Origin of the sequence: Streptomyces sp. NPDC057623 (assembly GCF_042800355.1) — a bacterium.
GTDB lineage: Bacteria > Actinomycetota > Actinomycetes > Streptomycetales > Streptomycetaceae > Streptomyces.
Map to the genome: position 1 here is coordinate 1 of NZ_JBHVGZ010000097.1, position 14,279 is coordinate 14,279.

Consider the following 14,279-nt stretch of genomic DNA (forward strand, 5'->3'; position numbering starts at 1 on the left):
TCGGCCACCGCGCCTCCAGCGGTCGGTTCGGACGTCACCGCACATCCAACCGCCACGACCACCAACCCGGTGAACCTATGCGGTCAGAGCACTAGCGTTGGCGATCCATCACGATCACCCGTGTGACGCTCCGCCCGGCGCGGTTCGCCCGCTTCCCTGCGGTGGAGCCGGTGGCCGACCAGCGCCCGCACCCGCACCGGCCCGAGCCCGTCGAGCGCCTCTGCGGGAAGGTCGGCGTACACCGACAGCCACGCAGGAAGAGCCTGACCCTTGGCGCCGACGACAGCCGGATCTTCGCGTGGAGGAAGGCGTCGAAGTCCCGCAACAGGGGGCGACGCCAACTCGCCCACAGCGGCCCGCCCTTGTGCGGACGCGGCAGGATCAGCGAGGGGAACAGACTCCCGCCCAAGGGATGTAAGGACACTAGGGCTGGTGGCATGGGGCGATGCGCACCGGAGACCACGCCGGGGACGTCGAAGTGAACCGCGTAGCCGACGGCATCGCTGCCCGAATACGCCATTGAAAACCCGTGGCAGCCATGGGTGGCCCGGAGTTGGAGGACGTGCGCAAGGCTTTCAGCATGGCCGTCGTCAACATCGCCGACCAGGACTGGCGCATCATGGCCGCCGAGGTCTCCAGCCGCGACGGTTCAGCCGCCGCCTGGTCCGCTGGGCCCGGCGCCTCGCAGCCGCGACGGTACTGCTCGGCACGTGGCCCGTGCTGACGGCCAAGCCTTTCGCCTGGGTGACGGCGACGTACGAGACCGGCATGGCACCCGTGCCTTATTCAGTGGCCGCAGCCGTGGCAACCACACCCGGGTCTGCCACCCCGTCCATGCCCGGCAGCCGACGCTACGATCACTGGTCATGGACTGGCTCGAGCGCACCGCGAAGCTGAGGCAGTGGACCAGAAGCGGGGCGCGCGCACCGCACAAGCCCCTACTGCTCCTGTACGCCCTCGGCCTGTTCCAGAAGGACGCCGACAGCGAGCTGCGGTACAGCGCGGTGGAGCAGGACCTGCAGCGGCTGCTGACCGAGTACGGCCCACCCAACAGGACCACGCCCGCCTACCCGTTCCACCACCTGGTCAGCGACGGCGTATGGGAAGTACGTACCGACCGCGGCCCCGGCAGCCCCGGCAGCGGCCTGCGAGACCTCCGCGAATCCGGTGCCACCGGACAACTCGCCCCGGGACTCAGACAAGCCATGCGGGGCGAACCAGAACTGCTGCACCGAATAGCGCGATCGCTGCTCGATCTGCACTTCCCTCCCTCGCTCCACGGCGAGTTGTGTGAAGCCGTCGGCCTGGACCTGGAGACCGCGGAGACCAGCCAGCTCTCGACCGCCCGGAGACAGCGGGACCGGCGGATGCGCGAGCTGGTGCTGACCGCTTACGAGTACCGGTGCGCCTTCTGCGGCTACGACGGCCGGATCGGCACGGTCCCCGTCGGGCTGGAGGCCGCGCACGTGCGCTGGTGGGCATTCGACGGACCGGACGACGTCGACAACGGGCTGTGCCTGTGCTCACTGCACCACAAACTCTTCGACAGGGGCGTTCTCGGGGTCGACGACGACTACCGCATCCTGGTCTCACAGCGCTTCGTGGGCCACAGCCCCGCATCCCGCGATCACGTCACAGCGCTCGCCGGTCGCCCTCTCGTCGGCCCACAGCCAGGCGCCCACCCTGTCGCCGCCGACCACCGTGCCTGGCACACCAGCCAGGTCTTCCACGGCAGTCCACGCCCTGCAGTGGAAGACCTGACGGATCCGCTGCCCCTGCCGGGCGGCTGAATTTCAGTGCCTCGTGCGACGCTCATGGCATGGACGAGTGGGGCCCGGGGTCTGGTGCTGCACGGCGGTCGAGGTGCGCGGAGAGCCCAGAGCCGCGTTGCGGGACCCGGCCGCGCAGCCAGAACGCGGGACGGCGGGCCACCGTGGCGCCGAGCGCGGCCGGGATCAGCACGGTGAGCACGGCGGTCGGGTTCACGGCCGCGGCGGAGTCGCCGAGCGTGTCGAGGATCCGGGGAAGCAGAGCAAGGCCGAGCAGTGCGCCCGCCGCGGTCAGCGTGAACACGACCAGGGAGGCCGCGAGTCCACACCGATAACCGGGTACGGCGAAAAACAGCCGGCCAGCGGGATGAGCAGGTCGAGCATCGTCACGGGAGAATTCCTTTCCTGCCCGAGCCCGAGATCGGGACGGGACAGGAATGACGCCCGACAGCATTCTTCCCGTTCCCGAACATGAGCCACATCGCTCCGCCCGGAAAAGGGAATTCGCTGCACCGCGAGGGAACTACTTGAGATGCGTGGAGAAGAACGTCTCCAGCTTGTCGAACGGGATCAGGTCGGTCCGGTCGTAGAGGTCGATGTGCCGCGCCCCCGGCACCACCACCAGCTCCTTGGGACCCGTCGCCTCCTCGTGAACGGTGTCGCTGAAGTAGCGGGAGTGGGCGTGCTCGCCGGTGATCAGCAGGATCGGCCTCGGTGCGATGTCCGCGAGGTGGCGCAGCTGTCCGAAGTTGATGTGCGACAGGGTGCTGGTGACCGCGAAGCCGCCGATCGACCTCGGGTGGTGGCCATGGGAGGTGGGCACGTAGTACTCGAAGAACTCGCTGGTGATCGGGTCGAGGCCGTCGGGGATCTCGGCGGGGAAGGTGGGCGTCAGCGCGGGCTCGCCCGCGTCGACATCCTTCCAGCGCTGCGCGGCGATCTCGTCGAGTGCCTTGTGGCGCTCGCCGTCGCTCGTGGTGTCCTGCCACCCGTTGCGCGCGACACGGCTGATGTCGTACATGGCCGATGTGGCGACGGCCTTGATCCGGGTGTCGACCTGCGCGGCGCTCAGGGCGAACCCGCCGCTGCCGCAGACCCCGATCGCGCCGATCCGGTCGCGGTCGACATAAGGCAGCGTGCCCAGGAAGTCGACGCCCGCGCTGAAGTCCTCGGCGAACAGCTCCGGCGAGGTGACGTGCCGGGGCTCGCCCCCGCTCTCACCGTTGTACGAGGGGTCGAAGCCGATGGCGACGAACCCGCGCCTGGCCAGCTCCTGGCCGTACACCCCGGGGGCCTGTTCCTTGACGCCACCGTGCGGCGGGCCGATGACGACCGCGGAGTGGCGGACGGACTCGTCGAGATCCACGCTGCGGTACAGATCCGCGGCGATCTCGATGCCGTAGCGGTTCTTGTAACGGACGGGGGTCCGTGTGACGTCGTCGGAGAGCACGAAGGTGTAACCGTCGTCCTGTAGAGGCATGTTCATCGCTCCTTGGATCAAAGACTCTTGCGAGTCGGTAGCACTGTTTTCTCTGTGTGGCCGGGGTACGCCGCGGGCGGCTCAGACGGTCTGGCCGCCGTCGACGACGAGGGCATGGCCGGTGGCGAAGGAGGCGGCGTCCGAGCACAGCCACAGCACGGCCGCGGCGATCTCGTCCGGTGTGCCGAGACGGCCGATCGGCTCGTCCGCGACAAGGGCTTCACGACCGCCGGGGGTACTGTCCGCGAAACGCTCGATCATCTCGGTGTCGACGATGCCGGGGCAGACGGCGTTGACGCGGATTCCCGACGGCGCACAGTCCAGGGCGGCGGAGCGGGTCAGGCCGATCACCCCGTGCTTGGCGGCGGCGTAGGCCGCCTGTCCTTTGAAGCCCTTGACCCCGGCGCCGGAGGAGACGTTGACGATGGCGCCCGCTCCCTGCCGGAGCATCAGCTCGATCTGGTGCTTCATGCACAGGAACACACCGGTGAGGCTGACGCCCAGCACACGGTCCCATTCGCTCTTGGAGATGTCGGCGGCGTGCTTGACCGGCTGTTCGACACCGGCGTTGTTGAAGGCCGCGTCGAGCCGTCCGAACGTCTTGAGGGTGCTGTCCAGGGCCGCTTTCACGTCGTCCTCGTCCGTGACGTCGCAGGCGAGGGTCAGTGCCTGTCCTCCCGCCTCCTCGACCAGCCTTGCGGTCTCCTGCAAACCGTCCTGGGAAAGGTCGGCGAGAGCCACATCGGCACCGGCTCGGGCGAAGGCGACAGCGGTGGCCCGTCCGATGCCGGAAGCCGCACCGGTGACGAAGGCGACCTTTCCGGGGAACAGAGGCTCGGTCATCGTGCCCAAGAGGGGGGTCCTTTCGATTGGTTCGGCCGTTCCCGGAGCCAGGACGGCGCAAGCGGATTCAGTCGGGCAGCGGCTCGGCGTACTGGCGGAAGCCGTCGCGCCGGGTGTGGATGCCGTACAGACGCTCGGCGAGCGCCTGCGGGCTGCTGTGCTCGGCGTCGGGCCGGATGGCGCCCGGGACGATCAGCTGTGAGACGTGGATGTTCTCCGGGGCGAGTGCGTCGTGGAGCATGCGGGCGTACGCGCCTTCCGCGGCGAACGCGATGGATGTGCCCGCCAGCTCGGGGTGGGGCCGTACGGCGCTGCCACCGTTGACGAACAGCACGGTGCCGCGGCCGAGAGCGCGCATGCCGGGCAGCACGGCGCTCACACACGCGGCCGGGCCCTTGACGGAGAAGGCGAGCGGGGCGTCGAGGTCGTCGGCGCTCGTGTCCAGGACCGGCTTCATGAAGTCGGCGCGGGGCACGGGGCTGTACTGGAGGATCTCGATGGGCCCCAGTGAGGATCCGGCCACGTGCAGGGCCGTGGTCAGAGACTCGATGTCGAGGACGTCGGCGGCGAAGGCGCGCGCCTTGATGCCGTCGGCGGTCAGCTGGGCGGTCAGTGCCTCCAGCTTCTCGGCACTGCGGGAGATCAGGGCGACGGTGTGGCCGGCGGATCCGAAACGGCGGGCGGTGGCGAGCCCGAGGCCTGGGCCCGCGCCGACGAGGGCGAAGGTTGTCATGGTGGGTCCTTCAACAGGGAGAGGGCCGGGCTCTGTGGCGGTCCGGCCCGATGGCGAACTGGCCTGCGATCAGGGCTTCAGGAGCGTCTTGATGGCGCGACGTTCGTCCATCGCCTTGTAGCCCTCGGCGACCTGGTCCAGGGGCAGGGTGAGGTCGAAGACCCTGCCCGGGTCGATCCGACCGTCGAAGACCCGCTCGATCAGATCGGGCAGGTAGCCACGCACCGGGGCCGGACCGCCGCGCAGACCGACGTGCGAGAAGAACAGCTCCTGACCGTCCACGGCCACCCCGTGCGGAACACCGACGAAGCCGACATTGCCGCCCGGACGGGTGGCATGCAGCGCCTGCCGCATCGACTGCGCGGTCCCCACGCACTCCAGCACACTGTCCGCGCCGACCCCGTCGGTCAGGTCCTTGACGCGGGCGATGCCTTCCTCCCCGCGCTCGGTGACGATGTCGGTCGCACCGAACTCCAGCGCGAGATTCTGCCGGGCGGCATGCCGGCTCATGGCAATGATCCGCTCGGCACCCAGCTCCTTCGCGGCGATGACACCGCACAGGCCGACCGCACCGTCCCCGACCACCACCGCGGTCGAGCGGGACCTGACCTCGGCGGCCTTCGCCGCCCACCAGCCGGTGCCCATCACATCCGACAGCGCCAGCAGACTGGGCCACAGCTTCTCGGCCGGGTATTCGGGAGTGGCCACGAGGGTGCCGTGGGCGTTGGGGACGCGCACGTACTCGGCCTGACAGGTGGACATGAACTCGCGGTTCACACAGTTGGACTGGTAGCCCGCCCGGCAGTTCACACACGTGTTGTCGGACGTGGCGAACGAACCGATGACGAACTGCCCCGGCTTGACATGGGTGACCTCGCTGCCGACCTCCTCGACGACGCCGACGTACTCGTGCCCCATCGGGTGGGGAGCGTCGACGGGCTCGGCGCCGCGGTAAGGCCACAGGTCCGAACCGCACACGCAGGTCACGGCCGTCCGGATGACGGCATCGGTCGGTTGAAGGATCTTCGGGTCGTCGACCTCCTCGAAACGGACGTCGCCGGGGGCGTGGATGACAGCTCCGCGCATGAGGATGCTTCTTTCGATGTGAGAGGTCTTCGGTCAGCAGCCCGTCGGGGAACGGATGAGGCTGCTCATCGTCGAGCCTCGCACGCGAAAGCAGGCGCGAAAAGCGGAGAAAATCATCCGGGGATAATCACATCCTGGGAGAAAACTCTCCCCCCTTATTGAGGCACGATCAATGCCATGCTGGGAAGCATGAACGAGAATGTGACCCTCAACGAGCTGGGAGAATTCCTCAAGAAACGCCGTTCTGAGCTCAGCCCGCGCACCGTCGGGCTGCCGGACACGGGCGGACCCCGCCGGGTTGCCGGACTGCGCCGTGAGGAGGTCGCCCAGCTGGCCAGCATCAGCACCGACTACTACACCAGACTCGAACAGGGCCGTCTGCAGGCATCCGCTCCCGTTCTCGAGACCCTCGCCCGTGTCCTCCATCTGGATGACGACGAGCGCGGCTATCTCTTCCAGCTCGCGGGCAAGACCACGGTCCGCGTGCGGCGCCGCGGCAGGCAGCAGGTACAGCCCCAGCTTCAGCGCGTCCTGGACGATCTCACCGCCACCCCGGCCATCGTGCAGGGCCGACGCGGGGACATCCTGGCCTGGAACGCGCTCGCGTCCGCCCTGGTCATCGATTTCTCCCGGATCCCGGAAAAGCATCGCAACTACCCCCGGATCCAGTTCACCGAACCGTCGATGCGTAGCCTGTACGCCGATTGGGAGACCTCCGCCCAGATTTCCGTGGCTCAGCTGCGCATGGAGGCCGCCAAATACCCCGACGACCCGCGGCTGATCGAGCTGGTCGGGGAACTGTCCACGCGCGACAAGGAGTTCGCGAAGTGGTGGGGCGACCACAAGGTGGCGGCCCGCACCGTGGGCACGAAGACTCTCGACCACCCGGTCGTCGGTGAACTCGTTCTGGACTGGGACACGTTGACCGCGAACACCGACCCCGACCAGCACCTCACCGTGTGGACCGCGGCGCTCGGCTCCCCCACCCACGAGCGCCTGCGCATCCTCGCCTCCTGGGCCGCCGACCAACACCTGCCGGCCTCATCCCATTTCCGCGAGGGCGGTCCATAGCGGAGCGTGGTGCGCGGTGCGCGGCGACAGTTCCTCGAAGTAGCCGAGACAGCGGTTCGCGGCGTCGTTCACGAGGACGTCGCTACGGCCGAACCGCTCGACCGCGGCCCTCACCGCCTCCATGCTGCGATCTGTCGCCACCACCTGGTGGCCCACGGCGAGCGCCTCACGTGCCCGGAATCGAAGAACCCGCGCCGCTAGCCCAGCGACGCGTACGCGGGCCGCGGCCCGGTGGTGTCGGCAAGTGCCTCCTCGACCGAGTCCCGGTGAATGGGGCCGGTGCGCCGGGTCAGAGGCAGGCCCGAACCCCGGTTGGCCTGGGCGATGATCTCCGCGGTGATGGAGACGGCCGTCTCCTCGGGCGTCCGGGCACCCAGGTCGAGCCCGATCGGCGACCGCAGCCGGGCCATCTGCTCGTTTGTGACCCCGGCTTCCCGCAGGCGGCGCAGGCGTTCCTCGTGGGTGCGGCGGGATCCCATCGCGCCGACGTAGCCGACGGGCAGGCCGAGGGCCAGGGACAGCAGCGGGATGTCGAACTTGGCGTCGTGGGTGAGGACGCAGACCGCGGTACGGGCCTCCACCGGCGTCTGCGCCAGGTAGCGGTGCGGCCAGTCGACGACGACCTCGTCCGCGTACGGGAAACGGGCCTCGGTGGCGAACACGGGCCGGGCGTCGCACACGGTGACGTGGTAGCCGAGGAAGCTGCCGGCCCGGCTGAGCGCGGCGGCGAAGTCGACCGCCCCGAAGATCAGCATGCGGGGGCGGGACGCGTGCACATGTACCAGGACGGACAGGCGCTCCGGGCAGGTCGCGGCGTCTCCGCCGACCTCCGCCCGAGCCGTGCGTCCGGCGCGCAGCAGTGCCCACGCCTGTGCGCCCACCTCCCTGCGCAGCGGCCCGGTCAGTGGCCCGGGACGGATGCCGCCGGCCGCGTCGACGTAGAGCATCGCTCCGACGAGTTCCTCCGGTCCCTCGACGACCTGGGCGACGGCGGCGGGCCGGCCCTCCACCACGTCGGCCAGTGCCGCGCCGAGATGCGGCTGCGTCTCGGGGTCGACGGCCTGGACGAGGATGTCGAGTTCGCCACCGCAGGTCAGCCCGACAGCGAAGGCGTCATCGTCGGAGTAGCCGAACCAGGCGCGCTGCGGGGCGCCTTGGTCGTCGAGCACCTGGCGGCACAGTTCGTAGACAGCGCCTTCGACGCAGCCGCCGGAGATGCTGCCGACCGCGTTCCCGTCCCCGTCCACCGCGATCGACGTCCCGACGGGCAGCGGTGCGCTGCCCCGGACGCCGACGACGGTGGCGAGGGCGAAGGGGCGGGCCTCGCGGCACCAACTGTGCAGTGTGTCCGCGATGTTCAGCATGAACAGGTCCTTCGTGCAGTGGGGGGGTGGCATGGGCGGGCCGCCGCCGCGTCACGGGGGTGCGTTCCCACGCGGCGGCGGCCCTGAAGTCCGGCGACGGGACGGGGGACCCGCGGCCGGACGGCTCACGTGCGCGTTCCGGCGGTCAGCAGCCGGCCGACCGGAGCGCGGGGTGTCAGATCAACGCCTCTGCCGTGATGGGCAGTTCGCGCACGCGGCGGCCGGTGGCGTTGAAGACCGCGTTCGCGATGGCGGGCGCCACGCCACAGATCACGAGTTCGGCGAGGCCCTTCACACCGAGCGCGTTGGCGTCCTCGTCCTCCCCCTCGAGGTAGATCGCCCGAAGCTCGGGGATGTCGGCGTTGACCGGGACCAGGTAGCCGGCGAGGTCGGCGTTGACGATCCGGCCGTCGCGGTGGTCGGTCACGGTGTGCTCCAGCAGCGCCTGGCCGATACCGCCCACCATGCCGCCGATAGCCTGGCTGTCGGCGAGCTTGGGGCTGATGATCCGCCCCGCGTCGTACACGGAGAGCATCCGCCGCACCCGCACCAGGCCGAGCGTGGAGTCCACCGCCACCTCGGCGAAGGTCGCGCTGTAGGCGCTGATGGACAGCCGCTCGCCCCTCGGCGGGGTGAAGGAGGTGTTCGCTTCGAGCCGGGCACGGTCGTTGCGGGTCAGCAGCCGCTGGTACGTCTCGCCGCGGGTCGGGTTCCCCTGCACGTGCAGTCGGCCGTTTCGGACCACGACGTCCTCGGCCGGCACCCCGTACAGCGGCGATTCCCTGTCCTCGACGGCCAGTCGGATTGCCTGCGTGCGGAGCTGGTTGCAGACGTCGAGGGTGGCGGAGCCGATGCTCGCCATGGTCATCGAGCCGCCGTGCGGCGGGGTCTGCGGGTAGCGGGAGTCGCCGAGCCGGAAGTCGACCGCGCGCATGCCGAGTCCGAGGGCGTCCGCCGCGACCTGAGTCTGGGACGTGTAGGTGCCCGGGCCCATGTCGCTGGTGGCGCACTCGATCTCCGCCGTGCCGTCGGCGTTCAGGCGACCCCGGGACTGGGCCGGGGCGACACCGGTGTGGTAGACGCCCGAGGCCATGCCCATGCCGATGAGCCAGTCACCGTCACGTCGCGAACGCGGCCGCGGGTTGCGCCGGCCCCAGCCGAACTCGCGGGCGCCGACCGTGTAGCACTCCACGAGCCGGCGCGTCGAGTACGGCGCGTTGCTCTGCGGGTCCTGGGTGGGCTCGTTGCGGCGGCGCATCTCGATCGGGTCGATGCCGAGCTCGTGGGCGAGTTCGTCCATCGCCGACTCGACGACGTAGACCCCGGTGGCGGCGCCGGGGCCGCGCATCCAGATCGGGCTGTTCACGTCCAGCGGGACGGTCCGGTAGGCCTGGCGGACACTGGGCGTGGTGTAGAGGCTCGCCCCGGGGCCCGTGACGGCCTCGTTGAACGTCTCGTGCGACGAGGTCTCCGCGTCGATCACCTGGTCCGAGGCGACCAGGCGGCCGTTGCGGTCGGCGCCGATGTGCATCCGGTACTCGTAGGCGGGCCGGAAGCCGGTGCCGAAGTACATCTGCCTGCGGGTCAGGGTCAGCTTGACCGGTCGGCCCATCTCCCGCGCGGCGAGCGCGGCGACCACGGTGTGCGGCCAGCAGCGCAGCCCGCTGCCGAAGCCGCCCCCGACGAAGGGGTTGATGACCCGCACGTCGTCCAGCGGCACGTCGAACACCGTGGACAGCTCCAGCTGGGTGCCGGGGACCCACTGGGTCTTGTCCCACACGGTGAGCCGGTTGCCGTCCCAGCGGGCGATCGTGCCGTGCATCTCCATCGGATTGTGGTGGTTGCGCGCCAGGTGGTACGTCAGGTCCAGCGTCACGTCCGAGTCGCGCAGTCCGGCTTCGACGTCACCGCGCGAGTACGGCCGTCCCGCGACCGGCTCGCCCTCGGCCAGGTCGGTCGTGGGCCGCTCGGCGTCGTAGTCGACCTTCACCAGGCTCGCGCCGTGCTGCGCGGCCTCCAGCGTGGTGCCCACCACGACGGCGACCGGGAAGCCGTGGAAGAGGACCCGGTCGTCCTGGAAGACCCGCACCTTGTTGCCGGGCAGGTTGTTCGACCCGCCGGAGTTGTCGCGGTACGGCAGCGTCGGCGCGTTGCCGTGGTGGATCACCCGGAGCACGCCCGGGACGGCTTCGGCGGCGTCCGTGTCGAAGCCGGTGATACGGCCGCGGCCGATACTCGCGTCGACGACGACAGCGTGCACCATCCCCTCGGCGTTGAACTCGGCGGCGTACTGTGCCTTGCCGGTGACCTTGAGCCGACCGTCCACGCGGGACAGCGGTGCACCGACGGCCGCCCGTGGCTGGGGGCTCACTTGGTTCCTCCTACGACGCGCAGCTGACGCTCGATGGTTCGTTGCAGCAGTTCGACCTTGAAGCGGTTGCCCGACAGCGGCCGTGCCCCTGTCGCCGACTGCTCGGCGGCGGCTGTCCACAGGGCGTCCGAGGGGCGTTCGCCGATGAGGGCCCGCTCGACGGCAGGCAGTTTCCAGGGCACGGTGCCCACGCCTCCGGCGGCGACCTTGGCCTCGCGGATCACTCCGCCGCGCACGTGCAGGGCGACGGCCGCCGAGGTGAGGGCGAACTCGTAGGACTGCCGGTCGCGCACCTTCAGATAGCCCGACTTCAGCGGGCGCGGCAGGGCCGGAAGCTCCACCGCCGTGATCAACTCGCCTTGCCGAACGGCCTGTTCACGGTTGGGGGTGTTGCCGGGTCGGAGCAGGAAGTCGGCGAAGGGGACGCGGCGCTCCCCGTCCGGCCCGAGCAGGTGCACGGTCGCCTCCAGCGCGGCGAAGGCCACGGCCACGTCGGAGGGGTGGGTGGCCACGCAGGCGTCGGTGGTGCCGAGGATGGCGTGCATCCGGTTGAAGCCGTGCAGCGCGGCACAACCCGAGCCCGGGTCCCGCTTGTTGCAGTCGGCGGTCACGTCGCGGAAGTAGGTGCAGCGGGTGCGCTGCATGATGTTGCCGCCGATGGTGGCCATGTTGCGCAGCTGGGCCGACGCGCTCAGCTCCAGCGCCTCGGAGACGACCGGGAACAGGGAGCGCACCTTGGGGTGGCCGGCGGTCTGGGACATGGTCACCAGCGCGCCGATCCGCAGCCCGCCTCGCTCGGTGGCCCTGACTTCGCGCAGCGGCAGGTCGCTGATGTCGACGAGGGTGTCGGGGCGCTCGACGGTCTCGCGCATCAGGTCGACGAGAGTGGTGCCACCGGCGATGTAACGGCCGCCGCCGCGACCGGCGTTGAGGGCCTCACGGGTGGAGGTGGCCTTCGTGAAAGAGAAGGGATGCATCGGTCCTCACTTCCGGCCGGCGGTCTGCTCGACCGCGCGCACGATCTTCACGTAACAGCCGCAGCGGCAGATGTTGCCGCTCATCCACTCCCGGATCTCCTCCGGTGAGTCGGTGTGGCCCTCCTGGATGCAGCCGACGCCGGACATGATCTGGCCAGGTGTGCAGTAGCCGCACTGGTACGCGTCCTCGTCGATGAACGCCTGCTGGAGCGGGTGCAGCCGGTCACCGTCGGCCAGGCCCTCGATCGTGGTGACCTCGGCACCCTCCAGCCGCACCGCGAGTGTCAGGCAGGAGTTCACCCGCCGCCCGTCGACCAGCACCGTGCATGCCCCACAGGCACCCGCGTTGCAGCCCTTCTTGGTGCCTGTGAGATCGAAGTGCTCACGCAGCAGGTCCAGCAGCGAGGTGCGGTTGTCCACCGTCACCGTCCGCCGGGTGCCGTTCACCTTGAGCGACACCCGGCTGGACGGCGACGCCTCGGCGCCGGCCGCTTCTTCCGAGCCACCGAGGAGGGATCCTCCGATCACGCCGCCCGCGACCACGGCACCGCCGGCCACCGTGGTGGTGGCGATGAAGGTCCGCCGGGTGGGCGCCGAAGGGGCCTCACTGGATCCGGTGGGGGGTGGAGCAGATTCAGGGAGTTCAGTGGACATGCCTACGCCTTCGCATCACGGTCGGGATCTGCCGCACACGGCGGTGCGGCGAGAAGCGGCTTGTCGTCGCCGCAAGACCAATACAAACCGGGCGCCTCTACGGCGCATCCCGTTACGCGGAAGCGTGCCACCGTCATCGCGCTGGAAACAGGGAGAAATTCCTCCCCCCATAAGAATCGCGTGTCACAGCGCGAACGCGGCAGGGATCTACCCCCCTGCTTCCTGTGATAGTCCTGTGGACCTTAACCATGCGTCAACCGGGGTGACCTGTCGTGCACTCAGAGCAGCTGCTCAGAAGGGGAGTTGGCCGTCGTCCCGGTAATCGTCTCGCCCTATTTCCCGGAATCAGGCCAAAACGCCTGCATTTCCACTGCATTACCAAGCCATGACCATCCAGTCGACAGCGATCCCCGCTATACGACGCGAAGCTCTGCGAGCGGTCAGGATCGAGAACCTCAGCGACTGCTACCCGGAGGAGCAGAGGTCGGACTTCTCACTCACGCGCTTCACGGTCGGCCGTTTGAACCGGCCCTCCGGGCCGTCCGGAGCAGTGCCGCTCCGCCGACCTGATCGGCTGCAGCGTCACGGCATTTCTCGTTACTCCACAGCGCGGCAGATGAGTTTGTGACTCCCGGCCGGTCCAAGCTCATGACATCCAGGAAAGGACACCGCCATGTCGGAGCTTCTCGTCGACTTCATCACCTCCCTCGATGGCCACGCATCGGGAGAGGGATGGCCCGGGTTCTGGGGCCTCGAGGGCCCGGAGTACCTCGCATGGCTCGGGGAGCAGCCCGAGGCCACCTACCTGATGGGAGCGAACACCTACCGCCTGATGTCGGGCTTCGCCGGAGGCGAGGTCCCGAATGGCCAAGACGAGTTCAGGCCCGAAGAAGAGGCGTCCGTCGACGAGCTCACGCGAGCGTCCAAGGTGGTGTTCTCCTCCTCACTCGAGGAGCCACTGGCGTGGGCCAACTCCACGCTCGTCCGCGACGACGCCGTCGAGGCGGTCCGCGCCATGAAGTCGGATGGCTCGGGGCTCCTCAGCACGATCGGCAGCCTCAGCCTGTGCCGGTCCCTGCTACGAGCCGGGCTCGTCGACCGCTTCCGGGTCGTGATGTTCCCGGTGATCACCGGGGCCACGGGCGAGGAACGCATCTACGACGGCTATCCGGACGTGGCCCTCGAGATGATCGAGCACCGCACTTTCGACGGCCGCATCCAGCTGGTCGAGTACAAGCCCCGCGTGCTCGACCACCCGCCGCTCGGCGTTCCTGCGTGACGTCGCCCCGTGCCTCGTTGTACGCGGGGTGGCCGACGGCGGAGTGGGCCTTGCCGGCGCGCGAGCGCGACCTCGTCACGCGGATCGCCGAGCAACTCCAGGCACCACGTGCCGAACTCCCCGACCGGATCGCCACGCTGCTCGACCGGCTGAGAGCCGCCGACCGGGAGAACCATCGGTTGCGGCAGCAGGCCGTCCAGGCCCGGGCCCGCGAACTCGCCGCCCGGGCCCAGGACGTCGACGGTGTCCGGGTCGCCACGGCCACCGCGGAGGGCGGCGCGGACGCGGCCCGGGCGCTCGCCGTCGCCGTACGGGACCTGCTGCCCGCCGAACGGCCGGGCGTCGCGACGATCGGATCGGAGAGCGGCGGCGGCAAGGCGGTGGTCGTGACCGCCGTGAACTCCGCCGCCCGCACGGCCGGTCAGGACGCCTCCACCCTGGTGAAGCGTGTGCTCCACAGCCGCGGAGGAGGTTCACCGGAGGTGGCGCAAGAGAGCGGGCTGCCCACCGGACAGCTGGCGAAGACGCCAGCCACCGTGCCCGGCCTGCTCGGCGGAGCCTGAGACACCGAAGCCGGCGAGTGGGTTCTCGACCGGCGGCCCCGGCTGAACACCCGTCTGGTCTGCGATGGCCTCAGCCGGTCATCGCAGAC

General features: G+C 69.7%; 15 protein-coding genes. 5 read left to right on the forward strand and 10 right to left on the reverse strand.

The annotated features are described in order from the left end of the window. Positions 1-529: 529 nt before the first annotated feature. Positions 530-724: a hypothetical protein gene (locus ACFU95_RS46250; RefSeq protein WP_383842279.1), complete on the forward strand. Its 195-nt coding sequence runs from the start codon at positions 530-532 to the stop codon at positions 722-724. Between the two features lie 142 nt (positions 725-866). Beyond that, the gene (locus tag ACFU95_RS46255) at positions 867-1,790 is read left to right on the forward strand and encodes a phosphorothioated DNA-binding restriction endonuclease (RefSeq protein WP_383842282.1); all 924 of its coding nucleotides are present in this window, start codon (positions 867-869) and stop codon (positions 1,788-1,790) included. A 22-nt stretch (positions 1,791-1,812) separates the two neighbouring features. Here the strand turns inward: ACFU95_RS46255 and ACFU95_RS46260 are convergent, their stop codons facing one another. The 5 genes from ACFU95_RS46260 to ACFU95_RS46280 form a co-directional block, all read right to left on the reverse strand. Then, a complete protein-coding gene (locus tag ACFU95_RS46260; protein ID WP_383842284.1) occupies positions 1,813-2,073 on the reverse strand; it encodes a hypothetical protein in 261 nt (86 codons plus the stop codon). A 219-nt stretch (positions 2,074-2,292) separates the two neighbouring features. After that, a complete protein-coding gene (locus tag ACFU95_RS46265; RefSeq protein ID WP_383842287.1) occupies positions 2,293-3,249 on the reverse strand; it encodes an alpha/beta hydrolase in 957 nt (318 codons plus the stop codon). 81 nt (positions 3,250-3,330) lie between these two features. After that, a complete protein-coding gene (locus ACFU95_RS46270) occupies positions 3,331-4,092 on the reverse strand; it encodes an SDR family oxidoreductase (protein WP_383842290.1) in 762 nt (253 codons plus the stop codon). A gap of 67 nt (positions 4,093-4,159) precedes the next feature. After that, on the reverse strand, positions 4,160-4,825 hold the full coding sequence (locus ACFU95_RS46275) for an SDR family NAD(P)-dependent oxidoreductase (RefSeq protein ID WP_383842293.1): 666 nt from the start codon (positions 4,823-4,825) through the stop codon (positions 4,160-4,162). Between the two features lie 69 nt (positions 4,826-4,894). Then, the gene (locus ACFU95_RS46280) at positions 4,895-5,911 is read right to left on the reverse strand and encodes a zinc-dependent alcohol dehydrogenase family protein (protein WP_383842296.1); all 1,017 of its coding nucleotides are present in this window, start codon (positions 5,909-5,911) and stop codon (positions 4,895-4,897) included. Between the two features lie 177 nt (positions 5,912-6,088). On the opposite strand from ACFU95_RS46280, the gene ACFU95_RS46285 reads away from it, so the two are divergent. Further along, a complete protein-coding gene (locus ACFU95_RS46285) occupies positions 6,089-6,982 on the forward strand; it encodes a helix-turn-helix domain-containing protein (protein ID WP_383842299.1) in 894 nt (297 codons plus the stop codon). On the opposite strand, the gene ACFU95_RS46290 is transcribed toward ACFU95_RS46285, so the two are convergent. From ACFU95_RS46290 to ACFU95_RS46310, 5 genes are all read right to left on the reverse strand, one after another. Continuing rightward, the gene (locus tag ACFU95_RS46290; protein WP_383842302.1) at positions 6,953-7,105 is read right to left on the reverse strand and encodes a hypothetical protein; all 153 of its coding nucleotides are present in this window, start codon (positions 7,103-7,105) and stop codon (positions 6,953-6,955) included. The two genes, ACFU95_RS46285 and ACFU95_RS46290, sit on opposite strands and share 30 nt — an antisense overlap. Positions 7,106-7,179: 74 nt before the next feature. Continuing rightward, a complete protein-coding gene (locus ACFU95_RS46295; RefSeq protein WP_383842304.1) occupies positions 7,180-8,346 on the reverse strand; it encodes an XdhC family protein in 1,167 nt (388 codons plus the stop codon). 175 nt (positions 8,347-8,521) lie between these two features. Beyond that, complete coding sequence (locus ACFU95_RS46300) at positions 8,522-10,717, reverse strand: xanthine dehydrogenase family protein molybdopterin-binding subunit (protein WP_383842308.1); 2,196 nt, start codon at positions 10,715-10,717, stop codon at positions 8,522-8,524. Beyond that, entirely contained in the window at positions 10,714-11,694 is a 981-nt protein-coding gene (locus ACFU95_RS46305; RefSeq protein ID WP_383842311.1) for an FAD binding domain-containing protein, read from the reverse strand. The genes ACFU95_RS46300 and ACFU95_RS46305 overlap by 4 nt, the downstream gene beginning before the upstream one ends. A gap of 6 nt (positions 11,695-11,700) precedes the next feature. Beyond that, positions 11,701-12,348 (reverse strand): (2Fe-2S)-binding protein, encoded by a 648-nt coding sequence (locus ACFU95_RS46310; protein ID WP_383842314.1) that lies wholly within the window; start codon positions 12,346-12,348, stop codon positions 11,701-11,703. A 673-nt stretch (positions 12,349-13,021) separates the two neighbouring features. Here ACFU95_RS46310 and ACFU95_RS46315 point away from each other — a divergent pair. Further along, entirely contained in the window at positions 13,022-13,627 is a 606-nt protein-coding gene (locus ACFU95_RS46315; protein ID WP_383842317.1) for a dihydrofolate reductase family protein, read from the forward strand. Then, positions 13,624-14,190, forward strand: a complete 567-nt coding sequence (locus ACFU95_RS46320; RefSeq protein ID WP_383842320.1) for a DHHA1 domain-containing protein — start codon at positions 13,624-13,626, stop codon at positions 14,188-14,190. Before ACFU95_RS46315 ends, ACFU95_RS46320 begins: the two co-directional genes overlap by 4 nt. Positions 14,191-14,279: the final 89 nt, after the last annotated feature.

Bases quoted from the DNA above. Each gene is read 5' to 3' on its own strand.
- ACFU95_RS46255 (WP_383842282.1), top strand. From the start codon at position 867: ATGGACTGGCTCGAGCGCACCGCGAAGCTGAGGCAGTGGACCAGAAGC.
- ACFU95_RS46265 (WP_383842287.1), bottom strand. From the start codon at position 3,249: ATGCCTCTACAGGACGACGGTTACACCTTCGTGCTCTCCGACGACGTC.
- ACFU95_RS46270 (WP_383842290.1), bottom strand. From the start codon at position 4,092: ATGACCGAGCCTCTGTTCCCCGGAAAGGTCGCCTTCGTCACCGGTGCG.
- ACFU95_RS46275 (WP_383842293.1), bottom strand. From the start codon at position 4,825: ATGACAACCTTCGCCCTCGTCGGCGCGGGCCCAGGCCTCGGGCTCGCC.
- ACFU95_RS46280 (WP_383842296.1), bottom strand. From the start codon at position 5,911: ATGCGCGGAGCTGTCATCCACGCCCCCGGCGACGTCCGTTTCGAGGAG.
- ACFU95_RS46285 (WP_383842299.1), top strand. From the start codon at position 6,089: ATGCTGGGAAGCATGAACGAGAATGTGACCCTCAACGAGCTGGGAGAA.
- ACFU95_RS46290 (WP_383842302.1), bottom strand. From the start codon at position 7,105: ATGGAGGCGGTGAGGGCCGCGGTCGAGCGGTTCGGCCGTAGCGACGTC.
- ACFU95_RS46295 (WP_383842304.1), bottom strand. From the start codon at position 8,346: ATGCTGAACATCGCGGACACACTGCACAGTTGGTGCCGCGAGGCCCGC.
- ACFU95_RS46305 (WP_383842311.1), bottom strand. From the start codon at position 11,694: ATGCATCCCTTCTCTTTCACGAAGGCCACCTCCACCCGTGAGGCCCTC.
- ACFU95_RS46310 (WP_383842314.1), bottom strand. From the start codon at position 12,348: ATGTCCACTGAACTCCCTGAATCTGCTCCACCCCCCACCGGATCCAGT.
- ACFU95_RS46315 (WP_383842317.1), top strand. From the start codon at position 13,022: ATGTCGGAGCTTCTCGTCGACTTCATCACCTCCCTCGATGGCCACGCA.